The sequence below is a fragment of the Mycolicibacterium cosmeticum genome (assembly GCF_000613185.1).
Taxonomy (GTDB): domain Bacteria; phylum Actinomycetota; class Actinomycetes; order Mycobacteriales; family Mycobacteriaceae; genus Mycobacterium; species Mycobacterium cosmeticum.
Window position 1 is genome coordinate 1,646,790 of sequence record NZ_CCBB010000003.1, and the last position, 25,557, is coordinate 1,672,346.

27 protein-coding genes and 1 pseudogene are annotated in these 25,557 nt (G+C 68.6%); 23 read left to right on the forward strand and 5 right to left on the reverse strand.

The features are described from left to right. Position 1 precedes the first annotated feature (1 nt). The gene (locus BN977_RS27140; protein WP_131590225.1) at positions 2-949 is read right to left on the reverse strand and encodes a DUF6745 domain-containing protein; all 948 of its coding nucleotides are present in this window, start codon (positions 947-949) and stop codon (positions 2-4) included. Between the two features lie 99 nt (positions 950-1,048). On the opposite strand from BN977_RS27140, the gene BN977_RS27145 reads away from it, so the two are divergent. The 8 genes from BN977_RS27145 to BN977_RS27180 all read left to right on the forward strand — a co-directional run bounded on the left by BN977_RS27145 (position 1,049) and on the right by BN977_RS27180 (position 8,013). Further along, positions 1,049-1,408, forward strand: a complete 360-nt coding sequence (locus BN977_RS27145; RefSeq protein WP_024450368.1) for a heme-binding protein — start codon at positions 1,049-1,051, stop codon at positions 1,406-1,408. Positions 1,409-1,497: 89 nt separating this feature from the next. Continuing rightward, on the forward strand, positions 1,498-1,881 hold the full coding sequence (locus BN977_RS27150; RefSeq protein ID WP_036402936.1) for a hypothetical protein: 384 nt from the start codon (positions 1,498-1,500) through the stop codon (positions 1,879-1,881). Between the two features lie 79 nt (positions 1,882-1,960). Continuing rightward, entirely contained in the window at positions 1,961-2,323 is a 363-nt protein-coding gene (locus BN977_RS27155; protein ID WP_036402937.1) for a YraN family protein, read from the forward strand. Next, the gene (locus tag BN977_RS27160; protein WP_036402938.1) at positions 2,323-3,840 is read left to right on the forward strand and encodes a YifB family Mg chelatase-like AAA ATPase; all 1,518 of its coding nucleotides are present in this window, start codon (positions 2,323-2,325) and stop codon (positions 3,838-3,840) included. The genes BN977_RS27155 and BN977_RS27160 overlap by 1 nt, the downstream gene beginning before the upstream one ends. Then, positions 3,830-4,957, forward strand: a complete 1,128-nt coding sequence (gene dprA / locus BN977_RS27165; RefSeq protein WP_036402939.1) for a DNA-processing protein DprA — start codon at positions 3,830-3,832, stop codon at positions 4,955-4,957. Before BN977_RS27160 ends, dprA begins: the two co-directional genes overlap by 11 nt. A 100-nt stretch (positions 4,958-5,057) precedes the next feature. Further along, entirely contained in the window at positions 5,058-5,921 is an 864-nt protein-coding gene (locus tag BN977_RS27170) for a siderophore-interacting protein (protein ID WP_036402940.1), read from the forward strand. A gap of 5 nt (positions 5,922-5,926) precedes the next feature. Continuing rightward, positions 5,927-7,087: an alpha-hydroxy-acid oxidizing protein gene (locus tag BN977_RS27175; RefSeq protein ID WP_036402942.1), complete on the forward strand. Its 1,161-nt coding sequence runs from the start codon at positions 5,927-5,929 to the stop codon at positions 7,085-7,087. A gap of 38 nt (positions 7,088-7,125) precedes the next feature. Next, positions 7,126-8,013, forward strand: coding sequence for a tyrosine recombinase XerC (locus BN977_RS27180; protein WP_036404557.1), 888 nt, complete (start codon positions 7,126-7,128; stop codon positions 8,011-8,013). On the opposite strand, the gene BN977_RS27185 is transcribed toward BN977_RS27180, so the two are convergent. Beyond that, the gene (locus BN977_RS27185; RefSeq protein ID WP_051561937.1) at positions 7,961-8,494 is read right to left on the reverse strand and encodes a M23 family metallopeptidase; all 534 of its coding nucleotides are present in this window, start codon (positions 8,492-8,494) and stop codon (positions 7,961-7,963) included. The genes BN977_RS27180 and BN977_RS27185 overlap by 53 nt on opposite strands. Positions 8,495-8,798: 304 nt before the next feature. Between BN977_RS27185 and rpsB the strand changes: the two genes are divergently transcribed. The 9 genes from rpsB to BN977_RS27230 all read left to right on the forward strand — a co-directional run bounded on the left by rpsB (position 8,799) and on the right by BN977_RS27230 (position 18,403). Then, a complete protein-coding gene (rpsB, locus tag BN977_RS27190) occupies positions 8,799-9,617 on the forward strand; it encodes a 30S ribosomal protein S2 (protein WP_036402945.1) in 819 nt (272 codons plus the stop codon). Positions 9,618-9,638: 21 nt separating this feature from the next. After that, complete coding sequence (gene tsf / locus BN977_RS27195; RefSeq protein WP_024452982.1) at positions 9,639-10,454, forward strand: translation elongation factor Ts; 816 nt, start codon at positions 9,639-9,641, stop codon at positions 10,452-10,454. 98 nt (positions 10,455-10,552) lie between these two features. Beyond that, on the forward strand, positions 10,553-11,947 hold the full coding sequence (locus BN977_RS27200; RefSeq protein WP_036402947.1) for an amidase: 1,395 nt from the start codon (positions 10,553-10,555) through the stop codon (positions 11,945-11,947). A gap of 109 nt (positions 11,948-12,056) precedes the next feature. After that, positions 12,057-13,235, forward strand: a complete 1,179-nt coding sequence (locus tag BN977_RS27205) for an ABC transporter permease (RefSeq protein WP_051561939.1) — start codon at positions 12,057-12,059, stop codon at positions 13,233-13,235. Positions 13,236-13,269: 34 nt separating this feature from the next. Continuing rightward, entirely contained in the window at positions 13,270-13,830 is a 561-nt protein-coding gene (locus BN977_RS27210; RefSeq protein WP_036402951.1) for an FtsX-like permease family protein, read from the forward strand. Positions 13,831-13,836: 6 nt separating this feature from the next. Next, positions 13,837-14,580 carry an ABC transporter ATP-binding protein gene (locus BN977_RS27215; RefSeq protein WP_036402953.1) on the forward strand — a complete coding sequence of 248 codons (744 nt, stop codon included), beginning with the start codon at positions 13,837-13,839 and terminating at the stop codon, positions 14,578-14,580. Between the two features lie 21 nt (positions 14,581-14,601). After that, on the forward strand, positions 14,602-16,122 hold the full coding sequence (locus BN977_RS27220) for an APC family permease (RefSeq protein ID WP_036402956.1): 1,521 nt from the start codon (positions 14,602-14,604) through the stop codon (positions 16,120-16,122). Then, positions 16,119-18,089 (forward strand): primary-amine oxidase, encoded by a 1,971-nt coding sequence (locus BN977_RS27225; protein ID WP_036402958.1) that lies wholly within the window; start codon positions 16,119-16,121, stop codon positions 18,087-18,089. Before BN977_RS27220 ends, BN977_RS27225 begins: the two co-directional genes overlap by 4 nt. Positions 18,090-18,121: 32 nt before the next feature. Further along, complete coding sequence (locus tag BN977_RS27230) at positions 18,122-18,403, forward strand: EF-Tu/IF-2/RF-3 family GTPase (protein ID WP_051562176.1); 282 nt, start codon at positions 18,122-18,124, stop codon at positions 18,401-18,403. Between the two features lie 26 nt (positions 18,404-18,429). Here the strand turns inward: BN977_RS27230 and BN977_RS27235 are convergent, their stop codons facing one another. Beyond that, the gene (locus tag BN977_RS27235) at positions 18,430-18,852 is read right to left on the reverse strand and encodes a MarR family winged helix-turn-helix transcriptional regulator (protein WP_036402961.1); all 423 of its coding nucleotides are present in this window, start codon (positions 18,850-18,852) and stop codon (positions 18,430-18,432) included. Positions 18,853-18,897: 45 nt separating this feature from the next. On the opposite strand from BN977_RS27235, the gene BN977_RS27240 reads away from it, so the two are divergent. The 4 genes from BN977_RS27240 to BN977_RS27255 all read left to right on the forward strand — a co-directional run bounded on the left by BN977_RS27240 (position 18,898) and on the right by BN977_RS27255 (position 21,864). Then, a complete protein-coding gene (locus tag BN977_RS27240; protein WP_036402963.1) occupies positions 18,898-19,578 on the forward strand; it encodes a class I SAM-dependent methyltransferase in 681 nt (226 codons plus the stop codon). A gap of 108 nt (positions 19,579-19,686) precedes the next feature. Then, a complete protein-coding gene (gene pyrH / locus BN977_RS27245) occupies positions 19,687-20,412 on the forward strand; it encodes a UMP kinase (RefSeq protein WP_024452992.1) in 726 nt (241 codons plus the stop codon). A 24-nt stretch (positions 20,413-20,436) separates the two neighbouring features. Next, positions 20,437-20,994, forward strand: a complete 558-nt coding sequence (gene frr, locus BN977_RS27250) for a ribosome recycling factor (RefSeq protein WP_024452993.1) — start codon at positions 20,437-20,439, stop codon at positions 20,992-20,994. Next, on the forward strand, positions 20,995-21,864 hold the full coding sequence (locus BN977_RS27255; protein ID WP_024452994.1) for a phosphatidate cytidylyltransferase: 870 nt from the start codon (positions 20,995-20,997) through the stop codon (positions 21,862-21,864). A 99-nt stretch (positions 21,865-21,963) separates the two neighbouring features. On the opposite strand, the pseudogene BN977_RS27260 reads toward BN977_RS27255, so the two are convergent. Next, positions 21,964-22,818 (reverse strand): annotated as a pseudogene (locus BN977_RS27260) (DMT family transporter); the annotation flags it as partial. A 166-nt stretch (positions 22,819-22,984) separates the two neighbouring features. Between BN977_RS27260 and BN977_RS27265 the strand changes: the two are divergent. Further along, the gene (locus BN977_RS27265; RefSeq protein WP_024452996.1) at positions 22,985-23,836 is read left to right on the forward strand and encodes a LysR family transcriptional regulator; all 852 of its coding nucleotides are present in this window, start codon (positions 22,985-22,987) and stop codon (positions 23,834-23,836) included. Positions 23,837-23,850: 14 nt separating this feature from the next. Further along, positions 23,851-24,942, forward strand: coding sequence for a dual-specificity RNA methyltransferase RlmN (gene rlmN, locus BN977_RS27270; protein ID WP_036402965.1), 1,092 nt, complete (start codon positions 23,851-23,853; stop codon positions 24,940-24,942). A 43-nt stretch (positions 24,943-24,985) separates the two neighbouring features. On the opposite strand, the gene BN977_RS27275 is transcribed toward rlmN, so the two are convergent. After that, complete coding sequence (locus tag BN977_RS27275; RefSeq protein WP_165576376.1) at positions 24,986-25,540, reverse strand: TetR/AcrR family transcriptional regulator; 555 nt, start codon at positions 25,538-25,540, stop codon at positions 24,986-24,988. Between the last annotated feature and the right edge of the window lie 17 nt (positions 25,541-25,557).

Genomic DNA, 25,557 nt, shown 5'->3' on the forward strand with positions numbered 1-25,557 from the left:
GCTACCTTCGCGGTTCGATGGACGACGGCGGTGCGGGGGCGGGTGCGCCCGTCCGCGGCGGGCATGCTTCGGTGTTGCGGGGTAAGCGGATTCGTGGGTCCACCCACTGCACGGTGCCGCCGCGGTAGACGAAAAAGTCGGATGTGCCGTATCCCGGGGCACGGTCGCGCGCCAACCGCGGGGGCAGCGGCAACCGATACAACCCCGCACCGGTCCCGTCGGTGTCGACCGGCTGCGCGCCCGAACCGATGAGTTGTTCGAAAGTGAAGTAGCGCAACGCAATCGAACGCTGATCGGCATTGCGCAACCCGGCGATCTGCTCGATCGTCATCTGCCGGCCGACGATCCGGTGATAGACCGGCTCGTCGAACTCGGTGCCGTGCAGATAGAAGATGCCAGATCCGTCCGACCATTCGATGGCCGGGCGGCCGCTGTCGTCGTGCAGGACGGTGTTGGCACCGCTGGCATCGGGTGCGGCGTAGCGCACCGTCGGCATCGGCACGAGCAGCACCTCGCGGTGGATCGGCACGATCCAGCCCAGCCCCAGATCGCGCGCGGTGCGCATCGACTGCGAGAACCGCGCCCAGCGGCTGACGGAGACCACGCTGATCGGCGGCAGCCAGCGGGCGTCCGGCAGGGCGGCGACGAAGCGGCTGTAGAGGATGTCACGCAGATCGTTGCGGATGACGCCGGGCACGTCGCCCGCGTCGTCATTGCCCGACCACCGGGCGATCCGGGTCCAGCGCTTGTCCGGCCCGATCAGCGCGGCGATCTGCAGCGCCCGGTCGAGCTGCGGGACGATCGAGTATTTGGTGCCCAGATGCACGTCGCGGGACACACAGAACTCGATCACCAGGTCCATGGCCGTATCGGCGTCGAAGGAACCCAGGCCCGGGGAATGCCGTGCCGGCAGGTCGAGGTCGACGTAGGACTCCATGTCGAAAGTCATGGCGCGAAGGTAGCGCTGCGGTCCGACAAGTCCGCGACGCGCGCGGTCCGCTGCGCGCAAAGGCTGCGCATAGTCGCAGCCAATCCATAGGATCGAGCGATGAAGCCGATTGCCATCCTCCTGTTCAGCGCGTCCGCCGTCTTCGCGACCGTCGCCGCCCCGACCGCAGCCGCCGCTGATCCGTGCTCGGCGAGCGGCCTGGCCACCACCGCCAGCGGTGTGCTCAGCCAGGCGGGGGCCTACCTGGACACCCACCCCGGCGCCAACGATGTGCTGACCGCGGCCGGCAATCAGTCGACCCCCGACGCCACCGCTGCGATCAGGGGCTACTTCGTCGGTCACCCGGGCGAGTTCCTGGACCTGCAGAACATCGCCCGCCCGTTGACGTCGCTGCGCGGCCAGTGCGGTGTCGCCGTGTCGCCCAGCCAGTTGGCGGCGCTTTTCGACGCGCTGGCCTGACGGCCAGACGGAAGTTCGACGCGCCGGCCTGAGAGCGAGTACCCGCTTACTCGTTGCCGGCGGGACCGATCGCCCTACGTTTGGTCGCCATGACGACGTGGGCCCTCTCCATCGAGACCGCGGCCCGTGGCGCACTCGGTGAGCAGCACGACGCGCTGCTCACCGCGGTGCGGCCGTTCCTGCACTCGCTGCCCCGCCGACGGGCCCGGCGTGCCGGCAATGTGTTGTCCTGCGAGCTGCTCAGCGCCGGGGAAGTCCGGGAAACGAACAGCTACCTGGTGCTGATCGACGTCGACCTGCCTTCGGCCCGGGCGTTGCGCCGGCTGGCGGGGGAACTGGCCGAGGTGCTCCCGGCCGGGGCGACCGTATCGACTCTGGGTGAGTTCGACTCCCTGGTCCGATTCCCGGAGTCACAGGTGATCGCCTGGCAGACAGGGCTTTTCGGGCTCTGCGACGCCGTCGCCTGTGGATGAACCCGCGATTGTGGATAACTGCGCTTGGCGAGAGCTGACCCGATCGATTCTGTCGGGGGTGCTGACGACTCTGTGATTCATGGAGACATGGAGTCGCGCCGAGATCGGGGCGTTGGGGGAGCGGTTGGCGGTTGAGCATCTGCAGTCGTTGGGTTTGCGGGTGTTGCAGCGTAATTGGCGGTGCCGGTATGGCGAGTTGGATGTGATTGCCGCCGAGGGTGCCACGGTGGTGTTCGTGGAGGTCAAGACCCGGACCAGTGATGCGTTCGGTGGGGTGGCTCAGGCGGTGTCGCCGGTGAAGGTGCGGCGGTTGCGGCGGTTGGCGGGGTTGTGGCTGGCCCAGCAGGACCGCAGCTGGGCGGGTGTGCGCATCGATGTGATCGGGGTGCGTATCGGGCGGACCCGGGTCCCGGAGCTGGCGCATCTGCGGGGGGTCGGCTGATGGCGCTGGGGCGGGCGTTTTCGGTGGCCATCCGTGGGGTGGAGGGTGTCATCGTGGAGATCGAGGCCGATATTGCCTCGGGTCTGCCGGGGGTGCATCTGGTGGGTTTGGGGGATGCGGCGTTGCAGGAGTCGCGGGATCGGGTGCGGGCGGCGATCACCAACTGCGGTAACGAGTGGCCGATGTCGCGGTTGACGTTGGCGTTGTCGCCGGCGACGTTGCCCAAGAACGGTTCGGCCTATGACCTGGCGTTGGCGGCGGCGGTGCTCTCGGCGCACGGCAAGAAGGAGTGGCCGCGGCTGGAAAAGACGCTGCTGCTGGGCGAATTGGCCCTCGACGGTCGGGTGCGGCCGGTGACCGGGATCCTGCCGGCGGTGCGGGCCGGCAAGCAGGAGGGTTGGCCGGTGGCGGTGGTGCCCGAGGAGAACTTGCCCGAGGCCAGTTTGGTCGAGGGGATCGAGGTGTGGGGCGTGCGCAGCTTGGGTCAGTTGCAGGCGTGGCTGGCGGGCAAGGGTGGGTTGGCGGGCCGGGTGGATGCGGTGGCGCCGGCGCCGCGCGCGACGGTGGATCTGGCCGATGTGGTGGGGCAGACGCAGGCGCGTTATGCGGTGGAGGTGGCTGCGGCCGGTGCGCATCACTTGTTTCTGAGTGGGCCGCCGGGGATCGGGAAAACGATGCTGGCGCAGCGTCTTCCGGGGTTGTTGCCGCCGTTGTCGGAGGAGGAGGCGTTGGAGGTCACCGCGATTCATTCGGTGGCGGGGTTGTTGACCGGGGCGACGCCGTTGATCACCGAGCCGCCGTTCATCGCCCCGCACCACACGTCGAGTGTGGCGGCGATGGTGGGCGGCGGGTCGGGCATGGCCCGCCCGGGCGCGGTCAGCCGAGCACATCGCGGTGTGCTGTTCCTCGACGAATGCGCGGAGATCGGCACCAGCGTGTTGGAAGCCATGCGGACCCCGTTGGAGGACGGCGAGATCCGGTTGGCCCGCCGCGACGGCGTGGCGCGCTACCCGGCCCGCTTTCAGCTGATCCTGGCGGCCAACGAGTGCCCATGCGCACCGGCCAATCCGCGTGACTGCGTGTGTCCGGCCGCGGTGAAACGCCGCTACCTCGGCAAGCTGTCCGGGCCGTTGATGGACCGGGTCGACCTGCGGGTGCAGATGCATCAGGTACGTGCCGGGGCGTTCGCCGACCAGGTCCCCGAACCGACGGCCGTGGTGCGCGAGCGAGTCGCGAACGCCCGCGCGGCGGCGGCGCAGCGCTGGCAACCCGTCGGGGTGCGCACCAATGCCGAGGTACCCGGGCCGGTGCTGCGGCGGGCGTTTCGGCTCAGCCGCACGGCGATGGAACCGCTGCGCACCGCGCTGGATCGGGGCACGCTCAGTATCCGGGGCGTGGACCGCACCTTGCGGGTGGCGTGGTCCATCGCCGACCTCGCCGGAAAACAGTGCCCGACGATCGAGGACGTCTGGACGGCATTGAGCTTTCGTGACGTGGTGGTGCACGATGGCCGATGACCGCACCCGGCAGGCCTGGGCCTACCTGTCCCGGGTCGTCGAACCGCCCTGCCCCGCCCTGGCCGAATACGTCGGCCGGCACGGCGCCCTCGAGGCGGCCGCGAGGATCCGCGCGGGCGATGAACCCGAATACCTGACCGATGTGGTCGCGCCCCGACGCGAATTGGACTGCGTGGCAGACGATCTGGAGGTGCTCGACCGCCGGGGCGGCCGGTTGATCACCCCGGACGACGACGAATGGCCCCATCTGGCGTTCGCCGCGTTCGGCAACGACGCGGTGCGCAAGAAGCAGGACGGGCACGTGCCGATGGTGCTGTGGGCGATCGGGCCCGCGCGCATGGACGATGTCGCCGACCGCGCCGCGGCCATCGTCGGCACGCGCGCGGCCACCGCCTACGGCGAGCATGTCGCTGCCAGCCTGGCCGAAGGATTGGCCGAACAGGATGTGGCGGTGGTCTCCGGCGGCGCCTACGGGATCGACGGTGCGGCACACCGCGCGACCCTGGCGGCCGACGGCTGCACGGTGGCGGTGCTGGCCGGCGGCATCGACGTGCCCTATCCCAGCGGGCATTCGGCGTTGCTGCACCGCATATCGCAGAGCGGATTGGTGGTCACCGAGTATCCGCCGGGGGTGCGCCCGGCGCGCTTCCGTTTCCTGGCCCGTAACCGTCTGGTGGCCGCGCTGGGGCGCGCCACCGTGGTGGTGGAGGCCGGATTGCGCAGCGGGGCCGCCAACACCGCGGGCTGGGCTGCTGCGATGGGCCGGGTGGTGTGTGCGGTGCCCGGGCCGGTGACGTCATCGGCGTCGGCGGGCTGCCACGTGTTGCTGCGGGGTGATGCGATCTTGGTCGACCGGGCCGCCGAGTTGGTCGAAATCGTCGGTAGAGCAGGGGAGTTCGCCGACATTCCGGTGCATCCCGCGGCGAAGCTCGATGCCTTGTCGCGGCCCGAACGGGTGGTGTATGAGGCGCTGCCGGCCCGCGGCTACCGCAGTGTCGAGCAGATCGCGCTCGACGCGGCGCTGGCGCCCGAGTCGGTACTCGGGCCGCTGGCGCTGTTGGAGGCTTCCGGATTGGTGCAACGCAAGGACGGGAGGTGGCAGATCACGCCCCGGTGACGTTTCGACATCGGCGACTGCGGGCGGGTGTAGCCGACCGCGGGCAGGCGAGCGCTCGTACAGTGGTCCCGAGATCGATCGACAGAAATGGGGGTCCGCCATGGCGGGACGTCCGGTCCACACTTTCGAGGTGGTCAGCACCACGCAGCTGACCCCGCACATGATCCGGCTGGTGCTGCGCGGGAGCCAACAGGGGCAGGGCTTCGACACCTTCACGCCCAGCCCGTTCACCGACTCCTACGTCAAGGTGGTCATCGTTCCCGACGGGGTCGACGTCGGCGCGCTGCCCCGGCCGCTGACCCTGGACAGCTTCGGCGAGCTCCCCGAGGACCGCCGCCCGACGGTACGCACCTACACCGTGCGCCGGGTGGACGCCGAAAAGGGCGAAATCGCCATCGATTTCGTCGTCCACGGCGACCAGGGCGTGGCCGGCCCCTGGGCCGCGGCCGCCGAACCGGGGCAACCGGCCTACCTGATGGGCCCGAGCGGCGCCTACGCGCCGGACCCCGCCGCGGACTGGCACCTGCTGGCCGGTGACGAAGCCGGGCTGCCCGCGATCAGCGCCGCCCTGGAGGCAATGCCCGCCGACGCCGTCGGGCAGGTGTTCGTGGAGATCGCCGGCCCCGAGGACGAGCTGGAGCTGGCCGCCCCGGCCGGCGTCACGGTGCACTGGATCCACCGCGGAGGCCGCGCCGACGAGGTGCCCGACTCCCAGGCCGGTGACAACGCGCCGCTGGTGGCCGCCGTCCGCGGCGCGCCATGGCGGCCCGGGCAGGTGCAGGCGTTCGTGCACGGCGAGGCGCAGGCCGTCATGCACAATATCCGGCCCTACCTGCGCAAAGAGCGCGGCGTCGAGGCCAAGTGGGCGTCCATCTCCGGCTACTGGCGGCGTGGGCGCACCGAGGAGACCTTCCGGCAGTGGAAGGCCGAGCTGGCGAAAGCGGAAGCGGGCCAGCCAGACTGACCCTCATGGCATTCGGCGACTTCCAGTTCGAGATCTACCTGCAGGGCCTGTCCGGTGTGGTGCCCTCCCTCCCGATCGGCTACGCCGAGTTGGAAGAGCGCGCCGAAAAGGCGATGTCCGCGTCGCTGTGGTCCTATGTGGCCGGCGGCGCCGGTGACGAGCGCACCCAGCGGGTCAACGTCAGCGCCTTCGACAACTGGGGTCTGATCCCACGCATGTGCGTGGGGGCCACCGAACGGGACCTTACGGTCGAGCTGTTCGGGCTCACGCTGCCTTCGCCGTTGTTCATGGCGCCCATCGGGGTGATCGGGCTGTGCGCGCAGGACGGGCACGGTGATATCGCCACGGCCAGGGCGGCCGCCCGCACCGGGGTGCCCATGGTGGTGTCCACTCTGACCACCGATCCCCTGGAAGCCGTCGCCGCCGAATTCGGTGACACCCCGGGCTTCTTCCAGCTCTACACCCCCAAGAACCGGGACCTGGCGGCCAGTTTCGTGGCACGCGCCGAAGCCGCCGGATATCGCGGCATCATCGTCACCCTCGACACCTGGGTGCCGGGCTGGCGGCCCCGCGACCTGAGTACCTCCAATTTCCCGCAGCTGCGCGGGCACTGCCTGGCCAACTACACCAGCGATCCGGTGTTCCGGGCCGGGCTGGCGCAGCCGCCCGAGGAGAACCCGCAAGCGGCGACCCTGAGCTGGGTGCAGACCTTCGGTCAATGCGTCACCTGGGACGACCTGGCCTGGTTGCGGACGCTGACGAAACTGCCGTTGCTGGTCAAGGGCATCTGCCATCCCGACGACGTGCGGCGGGCCCGCGACGTCGGCGTCGACGGCATCTACTGCTCCAACCACGGCGGCCGCCAGGCCAACGGCGGCCTGCCCGCCATCGACTGCCTGCCCGACGTGGTGGCCGCCGCCGACGGGATGCCGGTGCTGTTCGACTCCGGGGTGCGCAGCGGCGCCGACATCGTCAAGGCGCTCGCCCTGGGTGCCACCGCCGTCGGCGTCGGGCGCCCGTATGCCTACGGTCTGGCGCTCGGCGGGGTCGACGGGGTGGTGCACGTCCTGCGTTCGCTGCTCGCCGAGGCCGACCTGATCATGGCGGTCGACGGCTACCGGTCACTGGCTGATCTCACCCCGGACACGCTGCGGCGCGTCACCTAGACAGCCCGTCCGCGGCGCAGCACGGTGGGGGAGTGCAGATCGAGCCCATCCTCGAGGAATTCGACACCTACCTCGCCCTGCAACGCGGCCGCTCCGAGCACACCCGCCGCGCCTACCTGGGTGATCTGCGGTCGCTGTTCGAGTTCACCGGCGGTGGGCTGGAAAGCCTGAGCCTGCTCACGCTGCGGTCCTGGCTGGCGGGGCAGGCCGGCGCCGGCGCGGCGCGCACCACGCTGGCCCGGCGCACGTCGGCGGTCAAGACGTTCACCGCCTGGGCGTGCCACCGGGGACTGTTGCGCACCGATCCCGCGGCCCGGCTGCAAACCCCGAAATCGCACCGCACCCTGCCGGCGGTGCTGCGCCAGGACCAGGCCCTCGATGCGCTCGACGCGCTGAATTCCGGTGCCCAACAAGGCGATCCGCTGGCACTGCGGGACCGGCTGATGGTGGAGCTGCTGTACGCCACCGGGATCCGGGTCAGCGAGCTGTGCGGCCTGGACATCGACGACGTGGACAGTTCCCGCCGGGTGCTGCGGGTGCTGGGCAAGGGCAACAAACAGCGCACGGTGCCGTTCGGGGAGCCGGCCGCGGCGGCCCTGCAAGCCTGGCTGCGCGACGGACGCCCGAAACTGGCCACCGCGAAGTCCGGTCCCGCGCTGCTGCTGGGTGCCCGCGGCGGCCGCGTCGATCAACGCCAGGTCCGTACCGTCGTGCACGACACCATGGCCGCCGTGGACGGCGCACCTGACCTGGGCCCGCACGGTCTGCGGCACAGCGCCGCCACCCACCTGTTGGAAGGCGGGGCCGACCTGCGCATCGTGCAAGAGCTGCTGGGCCATTCCAGCCTGGCCACCACACAGCTCTACACCCATGTCACGGTGGCTCGGTTGCGGGCGGTGCACGACCAGGCACATCCCCGGGCCTAGCCAGCGGCTTGAGCCGGATCGGGGTATCGGCGACCAACCCCAGCGGGTCCACATAGTCGGCCCGGGCCGCCGCACCCCACATCGCGCCCCAATGCAGGCAGGCCGGCGCCGGACAGCCGGGGTGACCGGCGAGCAGCACTCCGAGCGGGCTGCCGGCTTGCACGAATTGCCCGGCCCGCACCGTCGGGCGCACCGGTTCATAGCTGGTGCGCAGACCGCCGGGATGGGCGATGGATACCAGCGGGCGCCCGGCCAGTTCCCCGGCGAACACCACGGTGCCCGGCCCGGCGGCATACACCGGCCGGCCGGGGGCGCCGGCCAGGTCGACCCCGCGGTGGCCGCTGTTCCAGCGGGCGGCGGGCGCGTCGAAAGCGCGGGTCACCATCGGCTCGGGCCGCAGCGGCCAGCGCAGCCGCGGGGAGTCCGCATGTGCCGGTGCCGCGAACAGCAGCACCACCGCCAACACCGCCGGGACTCTCATCAGCCCAGCTCAGCCCGTTGCCGACGAGTTGGAAACCCGTCGGCGGGGAAATGTGGACAAAGTCGCGACTGTGCACAACTGCGGTGGTAAGAGCACCTGTGTCCACGGTGTAAACTGCTATCCGCAGCTCACATCCGTGGGCTGACTTCGCGCGCCTGCCCCGCAACCCCGCTCGATACGGGTTGCACCCAGCATGCCGGGCGGTCCTGGTTCGGGAAACCGAAGCGGGTCCGGCAGCTGCAGACGCCAGGGTCCGGGATCGACCGATTCCGGACGACAACCGACACAAAGGAATCACGGACTCATGGCTGTTGTAACCATGAAGCAGCTGCTCGACAGCGGCGCACATTTCGGGCACCAGACCCGTCGTTGGAACCCCAAGATGAAGCGGTTCATCTTCACCGACCGCAACGGCATCTACATCATCGATCTGCAGCAGACGCTGACCTACATCGACAAGGCCTACGAGTTCGTCAAGGAGACGGTGGCCCACGGCGGCACCATCCTGTTCGTCGGCACCAAGAAGCAGGCCCAGGAATCCATCGCCGACGAGGCGACCCGGGTCGGCATGCCGTATGTGAACCAGCGCTGGCTGGGCGGCATGCTCACCAACTTCTCCACCGTGCACAAGCGCCTGCAGCGCCTCAAGGAGCTCGAGGCCATGGAGCAGACCGGTGGATTCGAAGGCCGCACCAAGAAGGAAATCCTCATGCTCACGCGTGAGAAGAACAAGCTGGAGCGCAGCCTCGGCGGTATCCGGGACATGCAGAAGGTGCCCTCGGCGATCTGGGTCGTCGACACCAACAAGGAGCACCTGGCCGTCAACGAGGCCATCAAGCTCGGCATCCCGGTGATCGCCATCCTCGACACCAACTGCGATCCCGATCAGGTCAACTACCCGGTCCCGGGTAACGACGACGCGATCCGGTCGGCCGCACTGCTCACCAAGGTGATCGCCTCCGCCGTGGCCGAGGGCCTGCAGGCCCGTGCCGGCGCAGGCAAGACCGAGGCGGCCGAAGCGGCCGAGCCGCTCGCCGAGTGGGAGCAGGAGCTGCTGGCGGGCGCCACCACCGGTACCGCCGACAGCACCGGCGCTGCCGACACCACCACCGACGCTTCCTAAATTTTTCAGGAGAAGGCTTTCATGGCTAACTACACCGCTGCCGACGTCAAGCGCCTGCGGGAGCTGACCGGCGCCGGCATGCTCGACTGCAAGAACGCGCTCACCGAGACCGACGGCGATTTCGACAAGGCCGTCGAGGTGCTGCGCATCAAGGGCGCCAAGGACGTCGGCAAGCGCGCCGAGCGCGCGACCGCCGAGGGCCTGGTGGCCGCCAAGGCCGGCGCTCTCATCGAGCTGAACTCCGAGACCGACTTCGTCGCCAAGAACGACGAGTTCCGGGCCGTGGCTGACCAGATCGTCACCGCCGCCGCCGAATCCAAGGCGACCGACGTCGACGCGCTCAAGGCCGTCAAGGTGGGCGACACCACCGTCGAGCAGCTGATCGCGGACCTGTCCGCCAAGATCGGCGAGAAGCTGGAACTGCGCCGGGTGGCCTACTTCGACGGCCAGGTGGAGACCTACCTGCACAAGCGTGCCGCGGACCTGCCGCCGGCCGTGGGTGTGCTGGTGGAGTACACGGGGTCGGACGAGGGCGCCGCGCACGCGGTGGCCCTGCAGATCGCCGCGCTGAAGGCCAAGTACCTCACCCGTGACGAGGTGCCCGCCGATGTCGTCGCCAACGAGCGTCGCATCGCCGAGGAGACCGCCAAGGAAGAGGGCAAGCCCGAAGCCGCGCTGGCCAAGATCGTCGAGGGCCGGCTCACCGGGTTCTACAAGGACGTGGTGCTGCTGGACCAGCCGTCGGTGTCGGACAACAAGAAGTCCGTCAAGGCGCTGCTGGACGAGGCCGGGGTGACCGTGACCCGGTTCGTCCGGTTCGAGGTCGGTCAGGCCTGAGCAAGACCGCACAAGAACCCCGCGTCGCTCGGCGACGCGGGGTTCTTTGCTCTGGGTGACCGCCCAAAACTTTGGTACGTGCTGGTACCGTCGGGCGTATGACACGTGTGCATGCCTTCGGCGACGACGCCCTCGGTGACCTCGACGCGGTGGCGCTGGCTGCTGCCCTGCGCGCCGGCGACGTCTCGCAGGCCGAACTGGTCGACGCCGCCATCGCCCGCGCGCAAGCCGTCAACCCCGCCCTCAACGGGCTGGCTCACGAAGGCTTCGAGCGGGCCCGCGCCGCTGCGCCCCGCGCCGGCTTCTTCGCCGGCATCCCGACGTTCGTGAAGGACAACGTCGACGTCGCGGGAATGCCCACGATGGACGGCACCGACGCCTGGGCGCCGCGCCCGGCCGCCGCCGACGGCGACTTCGCCCGCGCCTACCTCGGCACCGGCCTGGTCGCACTGGGCAAGACCCGGCTGTCGGAGTTCGGGTTCAGCGCCTCGGCCGAGCATCCCCGGCTGGGGCCCGTCCGCAATCCGTGGCACACCGACCACACGGCCGGGGCGTCGTCGTCCGGATCGGGTGCCTTCGTCGCCGCCGGGGTGGTGCCCATCGCGCATGCCAATGACGGCGGCGGGTCCATCCGCATCCCGGCCGCGTGCAACGGGTTGGTTGGGCTCAAACCCTCCCGTGGCCGGTTGCCGCTGGACAAACAGATGCGTCAGATGCCGCTGCGCATCGTCGCCAACGGGGTGCTCACCCGATCGGTGCGCGACACCGCGGCGTTCTACCGCGAGGCCGAACGCCTGCGGCGCAATCCGAAGTTGCCCCCCATTGGCGATGTCACCGGACCGGGTGGCACCCGGCTGCGCATCGCGGTGTGCACGGAATCGATTGCCCGCCAAGCCAGCCCGGAAGTCCGGGACCTGACGATGAAGACCGCGGTGCAACTGGAGGGTCTCGGGCACCGGGTCACCGAGATCGCCAACCCGGTGCCGGCCTCGTTCATGGACGACTTCCTGCTGTACTGGTCGCTGCTGGCCTTCGCCCTGGTGCGCGGCGGGCCGCGCACGTTCGGCCCGACCTTCGACAAGACCAAGCTGGACAACCTCACCGTCGGCCTGGAAGAACTGGCCGGGCGCAACCTGCACCGGATGCCGCTCGTGATCGCCAGGCTGGCCCGAACCCGCCGGATCGTCGCGCGGCTGTCCGCCTCCTACGACGTGCTGCTCACCCCGACGCTGGCCGAGGTGACACCTCCGATCGGGCACCTCGACCCGACCGCGCCCTACCAACAGATCATCGACCGGCTGGTGGACTGGGTGGCCTTCACGCCGCTGCAGAACGCCACCGGCGATCCGGCGATCTCGCTGCCGCTGGGCCGTTCCGCGCAGGGGCTGCCGGTCGGGATGATGTTCAGCGCGCCGCAGGGTCAGGAGCGATTACTGCTCGAATTGGCCTACGAAATCGAAGAAGCGCAGCCGTTTCCGCGGATCCAGGACTGAAGTGGCAACGAAATCCGTTGTCTTGCGACATATCGTTGTAATCGCAACCACCACCCGTTAACGCGCCCGATACCACAGACTCGATCGGGCGAAACACCGCGGTTCGACTATTCCCCTCGTGGAGTCCGCTGCACCACCCACGATCACCCGTCCACCGGAGATCGCCGCCGCACCCGGTAACACCTTCTGGTGCCTGATCCGTTTCGCCCTGGCCAATATCAAACGCCGGCCCGAGCGGTTCGTGCTGTCGGTCCTGGGCATCGCGCTGGCCATCGCCTGCGTCACCGTCGTGCGCACCATCGCCGCGAGTTTTGCCATCACCGGCGAGGATTCGGTCACCGACGTGATCGGCGATGCACAGTTGTGGGTGGTACCCGCCGCCGGCGTGCACTACGACAACGAGGCCCAGGCACTGGTGGCCACCGGCCCCGCCCCGGCCATCACCACCGTGCCGGACGGCTGGTCCGCGGTCCGGACGCTGTCGGGCACCACCACCGTCAACGGCAGCACGGTCTCGGTCCGCGGCGTTGACACCGTGCCCGCGGGTCATGCCGCCGTCGGCGAACAACTCGCGGCCCGGCTGGGCGTACGCCCGGGCGACCACGTGACGATCGGCGGCCAGAACCTGACGGTGGACGTCGCCGGATCTGGCCAATCCGCTTCCATACCAACGGAACTGGCGCACAGCGTGGTGGGCGACAACGGATGGTGGACCATCACCGCTCCGGCCGGTCAGGAGAAGCGTCGGGACCTGGCCCAGGTGTTCGGCGCGGCGACCGGACTGCCCGCCACCACCGATCCGTCGGTGCAACCCGAGGCCGGCGGACAAGGCCTGATCTACGACACCGTCGGCGGCGTCGGCCCACTGAGCTTCCAGCAGAACTACTCGGCGTTGTTCTCCGGCAAGGTGACCGGTTCCACCCTCGGTCTCATCTCGACGATCGGCCTGATCCTCGGATTCGTCATCGCGGTGTCCTCCTTCCTGGCCGCCGTATCGGAACGCAAACGCGAATTCGGGATCATGTCGAGCATCGGCCTCGCCGACGAGGTGCTGTACTTCTTCCTGGTCGAGTCGGCCATCGTCTTCGTGGTCGCCTACGCCGTCGGTGTCCTGGGCGCGGGAGCCGCTGTGGCCCTGGTGATTCCGGGCATCGCGACGGTGACCGCCTGGGCGCAGGCCGCCGGCATGGTCGCCGCGTTCATCCCCGCCATGGCGATCGTCGGCGCCCTGATCCCCGTGCACCGGCTGCTGCAACAGCGGCCGGTCGAGCTGTTGGGTGGCCGATGAGCGCCTGCGCGAAGAGGAAAGGGAACGGCTAGCCATGCGTTACGGACTGTCCTACGGCTGGCTGGCGGCGCGCCGCCGCCTCTCGGAGATGATCCTGCCCGCCATCACGACGGCCACCGGCGCCTTCCTGGTGGTCCTCGTGTTCGGGATGTCGGAGGGTATCCGCGCCCAGTCCGCGTCGTTGGGTCACGCCGACGAGATCAGGGCCGCGGTGGTGCTCATCGCCGTCACGGTGCTGCTGGTCGGCGTGGTCGAGGTGGCGGTCGCCACCACCAGAACGGTGGCACAGCGGACCAGGGAACTCGGTGTGCTGGGCGCCAACGGCATTGCCCGCACCCCGGTGGTGGTCGCCTTGCTCGTCGAACCCGTCATCGCCGCCGTGCTGGGTGCGGCCGGCGGGGCGCTGCTGGCCGTCATCACCGGACTGGTGCTCGGCGCCCTCGGATTCGTGCCCACCGGCGTCGCGGTCGGCGGTCTGGTGGCAGGAACCGTCATCGCCGTCGTCGTCAGCATCGTCGCGGCGTTGGCCACCAGTGTCGTGCCGACCTGGAACGCCGCATCCCGCCCGCCCATCCGATCACTGAGTTCGGGATAGGAACACATGACCGCCATCAACGAATCGGCGACCGCGTCCCGCGAATCCGACACCGCCGCAGGTGAATCGGGCAGCGTCGCACCCGTCATCGAGATCTCCGACGTGTGGAAGTTGCACAAACTCGGCGACGAGGTCGTCAAAGCCCTCAAGGCCGTGGAACTGCGGGTCATGCCGGGGGAATTCGTGTGCCTGATGGGCCCGAGCGGCAGCGGCAAGTCGACACTGCTGAACATCATCGGCGGGCTGGACCGTCCGACGAAGGGCATCGTCCGCGTCGCGGGGCAGGACACCTCGACCATCTCGGAGAGCCAGTTCGCCGCGCTGCGGCACGACACCATCGGCTTCATCTTCCAGAGCTACAACCTGATCCCGTTCCTGTCCGCCGTCGAAAACGTCGAATTGCCACTGATGTTCGAGCCTTATGACCGCAAGGCGTTGCGCAAGCGGGCCATCGAACTGCTCGAGCTGGTCGGCCTGGGGCACCGGGTGCACCACCAGCCCACCAAGATGTCGGGCGGTGAGCAGCAGCGCACCGCGATCGCGCGGTCCCTGATCAGCAATCCGACACTGGTGCTGGCCGACGAGCCGACCGCCAATCTTGATCACCGCACGGGGGAGACGGTGGTGCGCATGCTGCGCGACCTGTGTTCGACGCTGGGCGTCACGGTCGTCGCGAGCACCCACGACCCCACGGTGGCCGACGAAGCGAGCCGTGTTGTCCGGATGCGAGACGGACAGATCACCAACTGATCCAACGGTAATGGAGGCGTCATGACGCAAGAACTGACGCATTCGGCGACCGCCGAACGCGACAAACTGATGGCCACCGAGCTGGTGCCCGAACAGATTCTGCCCAAGGTGATGAGCACGTTCGGGCTGACCGCCGCCTACGTGTTCATCATCTGCTGGATCACCGGCTCGTCGGTGATGGCCACCGGCGGCTGGACGGCCATCCCGATGTGGATCCTGGGCATCCTCACCTTCCTGGTGCCGGCCGGTATGGCCGTCGTCGAACTGGGCAACCTGTGGCCCGGTCAAGGCGGGGTGTACATCTGGGCCACCAGAACCATGGGGGAGACCTGGGGTTTCATCGGCGGCTACCTGTCCTGGGTGCCGGTGATCCTCAACGCCGCGTCCTCACCGGCGGTGGTGCTGTCCTTCCTGCTGCTGGCCTTCCACGCCGAATTGGGGGTGATGGCCAGCGTCATCCTGCAGCTGGTGATCATGTGGGTGGTGGTCGGGTTGGCGCTGGCCAAACTCGCGGCCAACCAGCGGATCATGAACGTCGTCTTCGTGGTGTTCGGCGCGTTGGCGCTGACCATCTTCATCTGCGGTCTGCTCTTCGCGGTGAAGCACGGCTCGGCGACACCGTTCAGCTGGCACGACGCCGTGATCCCGAACTTCGCGGTGTCGGGCTTCCTGTACGGCACCGTGCTGCTGTACCTGCTCGGTGTGGAGACCCCGTACAACATGGGTGCGGAGTTCCTGTCGGTGCGCAAGAGCGGACCGCGGATGATCCTGTGGGGTTCGACGGCTCTGGTTGCGATCTACCTGCTGACGACACTCGGCACCATGATGGCACTGCCCACCGACCAGATCGACGCCGTCACAGGCGTGATCGGCATGCTGGGTGTGTCGGGATTCCCCGGGCTGATGGAGATCTGCGCTGTCGTGCTGGCGTTGATCATCGTGGTGGCGCTGATGACCTACCAGGTGGCCTACTCCCGGCTGATCTTCGTCTCCGGTCTGGAGCGCCACCTGCCGCGGATCTTCACCCATTTGAACCCGCGGACCCGTAACCCGGTGTCGGCCATCCTGATCCAGGGCGTGCTGTCCTCGTTGCTCATCGTCGGGTTGTACTCGCAGAGCAGCCTGGTCAATACGACGATCTTCCTGCAGGGCGGCTTGTCGACGGTGTGGCTGCTGTCCGGGTTCTTCTTCCTGATCCCGGTCGTCATCGCCCGCAAGAAGTACGCCGATCGCTACGCCAACGAGACGTTCTGGCGTATCCCGGGCGGCATGGTCGGGGTCTGGATCACCGTCGTCGTCGGCACGCTGGGCACCATCGCCGGCGTCTACTACTCCTTCGCCAAGTCCTGGCTCAGCAGCGCCGGTGTCGGGGACGGCGAATGGATGGCCTGGGTCGGCAGCATCAGCGTCGGCATGTTCGCGCTCGGCCTGATCGTCTACATCTTCGGCCGCCGCTCGGCGCACAAGGTGTCTCAAGACGACGCGCTGGCCCATCTCGCGGTGTTCGATCTCACCAAGGAAGCAGAGGAAACAGCCAAGTGACCATGGAGGACACCGTGCCCGGCACGGGCACCGCCGCACCCGCCACCCGCTACCCGCTGGACCCGCTCAGCGGCGCCGAGATCGAGGCCGCGGCCGCGATCATCACCGCATCCGAATATGCCAGCCCCACCCTGAAATTCGTGATGATCCAGCTGGCCGAACCGGAGAAGACGCCGGATCTGACCTTCCGCACCGACGTGCCGCGGCGAGCGTTCGCCAGCATGTACGACGCGGCGGCGAAGATGATCTACGAGGCCGTCGTGGACCTGGGTGCGCGGGTCGTCGACTCGTGGACCGCGGTGCCCGGACGCTTCCCGTCCTACCTCGTCGAGCACATGACGGGCGTGGAGGAGAAGGTCCGCGAGGACCCGCGCTGGCAGGAGGCGATGCGCAAACGCGGGGTCACCGACTTCAGCCTGGCGATGATCGATCCTTGGCCGGCAGGCTATTACGGCGCGGGCGACCACTACGACAACTCCCCGCTGATCTGCCGTCCGCTGACCTTCATGCGGGCCGCGCCGTCCGAGCACGGCTACGCCCGCCCGGTCGAGGGACTGATCGTCACCTTCGATCTGGACGCGATGGAAGTCATCGACATCGAGGACCACGGCGTGGTCCCGCTGCCGCCGACCGCGGGCAACTACTCCGAACAGTTCATGTTTTCGCCCGACAACCGGCCGGCGTTCACCCAGTTCCGCGACGACGTGAAGCCCATCGAGATCACCCAGCCCGACGGTCCCAGCTTCACCGTGGACGGCTGGAAGGTGCAGTGGCAGAAGTGGTCCCTGCGCATCGGCTTCAACCCGCGGGAGGGCATCACGATCCACGAGGTGACCTATACCGACCGGGGCCAGACGCGGCCGATCCTGTATCGCGGGTCGCTGTCGGAGATGGTGGTGCCCTACGGTGACACCTCGCCGACGCACTGGAACAAGAACGTGTTCGACATGGGCGAGGTCGGCATGGGGTTCTCGGCCAACCCCTTGACGCTGGGCTGCGACTGTCTGGGCGAGATCCACTACTTCGACGGGACGGTCAACGACTCCGACGGCAACGCGGTGACCATCCCGAACGCGATCTGTATGCACGAGGAGGATTTCGGGATCTCCTGGAAGCACACCGACTTCCGCACCGGGGAGGTCGAGGTGCGCCGGTCACGCCGGCTGGTGGTCTCGATGATCTGCACCGTCGGCAACTACGAGTACGGCTTCTTCTGGTACTTCTACAACGACGCCTCCATCGAGGTCGAGGTGAAGTTGTCCGGCGTGCTGACCACCGGTGCCGTCGCCGACGGCGAGACCCCGCGCTGGGGCAAGATGGTGGCGCCCGGCATCTATGGCCCGAATCACCAGCATTTCTTCAACTTCCGGCTGGACATGAGCATCGACGGAGCCGGAAACAGTGTGTACGAGGTGGATTCGGTACCGGAGCCGGACCCGGCGCTCAACCCGCACCGCAACGCCTGGATCACCCAGGACACCTTGGTCGCGTCGGAGGCCGAAGGCGCGCGGGACTGGAACTGGGAGACCGGGCGGTATTGGAAGGTGACCAATCCGTCCAAGGTCAACGAACTCGGCGCACCCGTCGCCTACAAGCTGGTGCCCAAGGAGATCGTGCCGGTGATGGTGCAGGAGGGCTCCTATATCTACGACCGGGCCCGGTTCGTGCAGCACAACCTGTGGGTGACCCGCTACGACCCCTCCGAGATGTACGCCGCGGGCGACTACATGTACCAGTCGGCCGACATGCAGGGGCTGCCCGAATTCGTCGCCGACGATGCGCCGTTGGAGGACACCGATGTGGTGCTCTGGTACACCCTGGGCGCCCATCACGTGGTGCGGCCCGAGGACTGGCCGGTGATGCCGTGTGCCTACACGGGTTTCCACCTCAAGCCGCTCGGCTTCTTCGACGGGAACCCGGCGCTGGATCTGCCGCCGTCACCGCCGAAAGCGTGCCACCACCACTAGTTCCGCGGGTAGCGTTACCGCTCGTGTTCAGCATGAAGATCGACGCCGTGTTCGTGATCAAGCGGCGCGGTGTCGTGGTGACCGGGCGGGTGGATGCCGGTGAGGTCCGCGTCGGGGACACCCTGTGGGTCGCCGACCGGACCTTCCGCGTCGACGGGATCGAGGCGTTCCGTAAGTCGCTGGACAGCGCGTCGGCGGGCGACACCGTCGGCCTGCTGTTCCGGACCGCGGAGAAGGCGGACTTCAGCAAGGGTTCGGTGTTGCGGGACAGCCCCGGTGACGGCACGCAGGCACCGGCCACGTTCGTCCTCTGACCGCAGGTACCCGCGGCTATGCGTGGCTATTCGGTGACGGTGGCCAGCATGCGTTTCAGCTCCGAACGCTGACGTTCCCCGAGGTGCCCGAGCACCTTGAGCTCGGCCGCCCGCACGCCGGCGTCGGTGCGCTTGAGCAACGTCACCCCGTCACGGGTGAGTTCGGCGGGCAGCGCCCGGCCGGAGGGCACGGTGGCCGGCCGGGATACCAGGCCGATCTCCTGCAGGCCCCGCACCACCATGTTCATCGCCTGCGGCGAGACGTTGGCCTCGCGCGCCAGTTCGGCGTTGGAGCGGCCCGGCTGGAACGACAGCAACCGCAGGCAAAGGTATTGCGCGAAGGTCAGATTCAGCGGATCCAGCACGGTGGTGATCACCTCGGCGCGCAGCGCGGTGGCCGCCCGGTGCAGCAGGTATCCGAGGGGCAGGTCATCGACGGTGTCGGCCACATCAAGAATATTGACACATATCAAGCACGTTGATATACCGGAGTCATGACCACACCGCAGGAGATGTTCGAGTCGGCGTACCGAGGAGAGGCCCCCAACCTCGAAGGCGTCAAGCCGCCGTGGAGTATCGGAGAACCGCAGCCCGAGATCGCCGCCCTCATCGACGCCGGACGGGTGCACGGCGAGGTACTGGACGCCGGCTGCGGGGAAGCGGCCACCGCCCTCGAGCTGGCCGCACGGGGGTTCACCACCGTCGGTCTGGACTCGTCGCCCACCGCCATCGAGTTGGCCCGCGCCGAGGCCGGCCGGCGCGGCCTGACCAACGCCAGCTTCGCCGTCGCCGATATCAGCACCTTCACCGGGTACGACGGCCGGTTCGGCACCATCATCGATTCGACGCTGTTCCATTCGATGCCGGTAGGGCTGCGGGAGGGATATCAGCAGTCCATCGTGCGGGCGGCCGCGCCCGGCGCGTCGTACTTCGTCCTGGTCTTCGACGCCACGGGAATGCCCACCGATGGCCCCGTCAACCCGGTCACCGCCGACGAACTGCGGGACGTGGTCGGCAGGTATTGGCAGATCGACGAGATCCGGCCGGCCCGCATCCACGCCCAGGTGCCCCCAGAGATGACCGACTTCGGTGCCTTCGCCGGCGCCGACGTCCGGGATGAGGCCAACGGCCGCAAATCGGTCGGCGCCTGGCTGCTGACCGCGCACCTCGCCTGACCGAAATCCCTGGAAACGCCCCGGCCACCCCGACGTGGCCGGGGCGTCGTCATGAGGCAGGATTGGATATCGCAAGCGTGTCGGAAAGTGCCGCAACGAAGGAGTCTCATGGCGGAAGCTCAGATCCGGCCGGCGTACTCGCGCGTGCTGCTCAAACTCGGCGGCGAGATGTTCGGTGGTGGAGAGGTCGGCCTGGACCCCGATGTGGTCGCGCTGGTGGCCCGGCAGATCGCCGAGGTGGTGCGCAGCGGCGTCCAGGTCGCGGTGGTCATCGGCGGCGGCAACTTCTTCCGCGGCGCCCAGCTGCAGCAGCGGGGGATGGAACGCACCCGTAGCGACTACATGGGCATGCTCGGCACCGTGATGAACAGCCTGGCGCTGCAGGATTTCCTGCAGAAGGAGGGCATCGACACCCGGGTGCAGACCGCCATCACGATGGGACAGGTCGCCGAGCCCTACATCCCGCTGCGCGCCCGCCGGCATCTGGAGAAGGGCCGCGTGGTCATCTTCGGCGCCGGTATGGGACTGCCGTACTTCTCCACCGACACCACCGCGGCCCAGCGCGCCCTGGAGATCGGGGCCGAGGTGGTGTTGATGGCCAAGGCCGTCGACGGGGTGTTCACCGCGGATCCGCGCGAGGTGCCCGACGCCGAGCTGCTGACCGAGATCACCCACCGCGAGGTGATCGACCGCGGCCTCAAGGTGGCCGACGCCACCGCGTTCAGCCTCTGTATGGACAACGGCATGCCGATGCTGGTGTTCAATCTCCTCACCCACGGCAATATCGCGCGAGCGGTCGCAGGTGAGAAGATCGGAACGCTGGTCACCAGCTGAGCGCGCCTTTAAGGAGATAGACACGTGATCGACGAAACGCTCTTCGATGCCGAAGAGAAGATGGAGAAGGCGGTGGCGGTGGCGCGGGACGACCTGGCGTCGATCCGCACCGGACGCGCCAACCCCGGCATGTTCTCCCGGCTGAACATCGACTACTACGGTTCGCCGACCCCGATCACCCAGCTCTCCAGCATCAACGTGCCCGAGGCCAGGCTCGTGGTGATCAAGCCCTACGAGGCCAACCAACTGCGCAATATCGAGGACGCCATCCGCAACTCGGATCTGGGCGTCAACCCGTCCAACGACGGCAACGTCATCCGCATCTCCGTCCCGCAGCTGACCGAGGAGCGGCGCCGCGAACTGGTGAAGCAGGCCAAGTCCAAGGGGGAGGACGCCAAGGTGTCCGTCCGCAACATCCGCCGCAAGGCGATGGACGAGCTGGCCCGCATCAAGAAGGACGGCGAGGCCGGCGAGGACGAGGTGGCCCGCGCGGAGAAGGATCTGGACAAGACGACCGGCACCTACGTCGCGCAGATCGACGAACTGGTCAAACACAAGGAAGGCGAGTTGCTGGAGGTCTAGGTGACCTCCCAGCATCCCCGAACCGTGGCACAGACCGAGCCACCGAAGAAGACATCGCGCGCCGGACGCGACCTGCCCGCCGCCATCGCGGTCGGCGCCGTGCTCGGCGCCATGGCCATCGGCACCCTGCTGTTCGCGCCGATCTGGTGGCTGCCCTTGCTGGCGGCCGCCATCGGCATCGCCACCCACGAGGTGATCCGGCGGCTGCGCGAACACGGCTACGACCTGCCCACCCTGGCGCTGCTGGCCGGTGGCCAGGCGATGATCTGGCTGACCTGGCCGTTCGGCGTCGCCGGCCTGCTGGGCGCCTATGGCGGGACGATCGTCGTGTGCATGGTCTGGCGCCTGGTCGGCCAGGGGCTGGACCGGCAACCGGTGAACTACCTGCGCGATATCGCGGCGACGGTGCTGCTGGCCACCTGGGTGCCGATGTTCGCCGCCTTCACCGCGCTGCTCATCTTCGCCGACCACGGCGGCGTCCGGGTGTTCACGGTGATCGCGACCGTGGTGTTCGCCGATATCGGCGGCTACGTGGCGGGCGTGCTGTTCGGTAAGCACCTGCTGGCTCCGGCGATCAGCCCCAAGAAGTCCTGGGAAGGTCTGGGCGGGTCACTGCTGTTCGGTGTCACGGCCGCAGTGCTGATCGTGGCGTTCCTGCTGGACAAGCCGGCCTGGGTGGGTGTTCCGCTCGGCGTGCTGCTGGTGATCACCGGCGTGCTGGGCGACCTGGTCGAATCTCAGGTCAAACGCGATCTGGGCATCAAGGACATGGGCACGCTGCTACCCGGCCACGGCGGCATCATGGACCGGATCGACGCGATGCTGCCGTCCGCGGTCGTCGGCTGGATCGTCCTGACGCTTCTTGCTTGATCCCGAGTCGCTTCGCTCCTGCCCGCCGAGCACGCTTGATCCCCCCTCGCTTCGCTCGACCCCCGAGGACCCTGATCCCCCCTCGCTTCGCTCGACCCCCGAGGAACTTGATCCCGACGCGTTCAGCCAGCAGGCCAGCGCCCCCAACGCCAACCCCACGGCGATCCCCAGATTCACCCGCTCGCCGAGCATCAGCCAGGACAGCGCACCCGCGACCGCGGGAATGACGCAGAACAGCATCGCCACCGACGACGCGCCGTACAAGCCGATCGCCCGCACGTACAGCGACACCCCCAGGGTCGCGTTCAGCAGCACCACCCCGGCCACGGCCAGCACGGCATGCGTCGCGTTGTGCACCTGGAACGGGGTGGTCAGGGTCAGGGCCAGGGCGGGCACGAAGGCCACCGCGTTCTGCACGGCGGTGGACGCCCGGAAGTCGACACCCACGCAGAACCGCTGCTGATACACCCCACCGGCGGCCAGTCCGAGCAACGCCACCAACAGCAGGCCCACCACCGGGTCCACCCCGCCGGTCGCGATGAGCCGGGTGGCGCACGCCGCGAGCACCGCAGCCACGCCGAGCACCAGGGCCACCACCCGCCGCGCGGTGAGCCGATCTTTCAGGACGGCCGCGGCCAGCAGCGCCGTGGCGACCGGGTTCATCGCGATCACCACCGCGCACAGCACCGCGGGCGCGCCGTGCTGGATCGCGACGTAGAGCGCGCAGAACTGGACGGCCTGCATCAGCAGACCGGCCACCGCGACGTGCACCAGCGTGCGCCCCGTCGGGAACCGCACCCGGGCCAGCACCGCCCACCCACCGAGGATCGCACCGGCCAGGCCGAACCGGAAGGCGAGCACCGCCATCGGCGACAGGGCGTGCACCGCCAAGTTGCCGATCGGGTAGCCCAGGGCGTAGAAGAACGTCACCGTGGTTGCGGTGCGTAACGGCATGGCCTGCGTCATGACCTCATGGTCGACGGCGTGGCGGGGCCCGGTCCAACGAATATCGGCTATCGCAACCGATCGCAAACGCTGATCAAATTGCCGGAATAAGTGCACGTCTACCCAAAACAGCCTGGTTTTTGATCGTTGCTGCTGATCGGAGTACGTTGGCCGGGTGGGTCAGGTGCTGGATATCGCCCCGCTGCGCAGCGTCGTGGCGGTGGCCGACTGTGGCGGGTTTCACCGCGCGGCCGCGGTGTTGCATATGACGCAGTCCGCCGTCAGCCAGCACGTCCGGCGGATCGAGGCCGTCGTCGGCGGGCCCGTCGTCGAACGGTCCGGTCGCGGTGTCGCGTTCACCGAACTGGGCCACCGGGTGCTGGGGCATGCCAGGACCATCCTGGCCGCCCACGACGCGGCGCTGACCGACCTGGGCGCCGCCGAAGAGCGGGTGTTGCTGATCGGGGCCACCGAGCACGGCGCCGACGTCATGTTGCCCGCCCTGACCGCGGCCCTGGGCCGGCGGCTGCCCGACTGGCGACTGCGGTTCCGGCTGGACCGCAACGTCATGCTGGCCGACGCCATCGAGCACGGCCACCTCGACCTGGCGGTGATGCTGGACGGCTCCGGGCTGGATCCCGCCCACGCCGCCGGAATGCTTGCGCTGAAATGGGTTTCGGGCCGGTCCTTCGCCACCCCGGCGGACGCCCCGCTCCCGGTGGTGATGTTCTCCGAACCGTGCACCCTGCGCGAACCCACCTTCGCCACCCTGGAGCGCATGGGCACCGACTACCGCATCGCCGCCGAGTCCGCCGACCTGTCCGGGTTGTTCGCCGCCGTGCGGTCCGGCCTCGGAGTGGCGCTGCTGCCGATGATCGGCCGGCTGCCCGACGGGCTGTGCCTGGCCGAGGGACTGCCGCCGGCCAGCCGGGCGTCGGTCTTCGTGCGCGGCCGGACCGGCATCGACGCCGCGATCCTGAACACCGTCGAGCACACCGTGCGTGACGTTCTCGCCGGACAAGCCTGATACTGGAACGGAACATGAAGCAAGAACTGGTTTTCGAAGCCCCCCGTCGCGGTATGCCGCCGCGGCATCTCGCCGACCTCGACGAGGCCGGCCGGGTGGCCGCCGTCACCGAGCTCGGGTTGCCGAAATTCCGGGCCAAGCAGCTGGCCAATCAGTACTACGGCCGGCTGATCGCCGACCCGCAGCAGATGACCGACCTGCCCGCCGCCGTGCGTGACCAGGTGTCCAGCGAGCTGTTCCCGACGCTGATCACCGCGGCCCGCGAGATCCAGTGCGACGCGGGGGAGACCCGCAAGACGCTGTGGCGCGCGCAGGACGGCACCACCTTCGAATCGGTGCTGATGCGCTACCCGCAGCGCAACACCGTCTGCATCTCGTCACAGGCCGGCTGCGGGATGGCCTGCCCGTTCTGCGCGACCGGCCAGGGTGGGCTCAAACGCAACCTGTCGACCGCCGAGATCCTGGAGCAGGTGCGGGCGGCGTCGTTCGCCATGCGGGAAGACCATGACGGCCGGTTGTCCAACATCGTCTTCATGGGCATGGGCGAGCCGCTGGCCAACTACAGCCGGGTGGTGGCGGCCGTCCGGCGCATCACCGCACCGCCGCCGGAAGGGTTCGGGATCAGCGCCCGCTCGGTGACGGTGTCCACCGTCGGCCTGGCACCGGCCATCCGCAAGCTGGCCGACGAGAAGCTCGGCGTGACCCTGGCGTTGTCGCTGCACACCCCCGACGACGATCTGCGCGACACCCTGGTCCCCGTGAACAACCGCTGGAAGGTCGACGAAGTACTCGACGCCGCACGCTATTACGCCGACGCGACCGGCCGGCGGGTATCGGTGGAGTACGCGTTGATCCGCGACGTCAACGACCAGCCCTGGCGCGCCGACCTGCTGGGCAAGAAACTGCATGCCAAGCTGGGGCCGCTGGTGCACGTGAATTTGATCCCGCTCAACCCGACGCCGGGCAGCCAGTGGGATGCCAGCCCCAAACCGGTCGAGCGCGAGTTCGTCAAACGCGTTCAGGCCAAGGGTGTTTCGTGCACCGTGCGGGACACCAGGGGGCGGGAGATCGCCGCCGCCTGCGGGCAGTTGGCGGCCGAGGGCTGATCGGCCCGGGTTGCAGACCGCGCGGCGGGTCGGCCCGCCGCGGTCAATCGGTGTCGGTCTGGCGGATGCCCACCGCGTGCCGTAGCTGGGCCAGGAACTGTCCCTCGTCATCGCTGCGCACGATGTAGTGCGATATCGCGACCCGGATGGCGGTGGCCGCCCGCACCGGCCCGTTGGGCCCGGGCATCAGCTTGAGCAGCCGCGCCCGCATCAGCGGGATGATGTGCGACAGCTGCTTGATCACCACTTCCGGCTCGATGTCGACCACCCGCACGCCCGAATAGGCCTGTTGATATTCGACGATGAATCGCAATGCGGCATCCAACTTTTCGGTACCGCGCAGACCCGCTGTGGCCTGGCTGATGCCGGTGTCGAACATCTGGCGTTCGTACATGCCGAACGCCGCGAGCAACTCTTCCTTGGAGGCGAACCACCGGTACAGCGTGGGCCGGGAGACGCCGGCTTGGAGCGCCACCTCGGACAGGCTCAGCTTGGTCTGCCCGCTGCGCCCGAGTACCTCTGCCGTGGCCACCAGAATCCGCCGTCGCGTCGAGGTGTCCTCGCCCGCATCGGCGGTCAATGGCTGTTTCACATCCATGATGGTAGTAGTTCCAC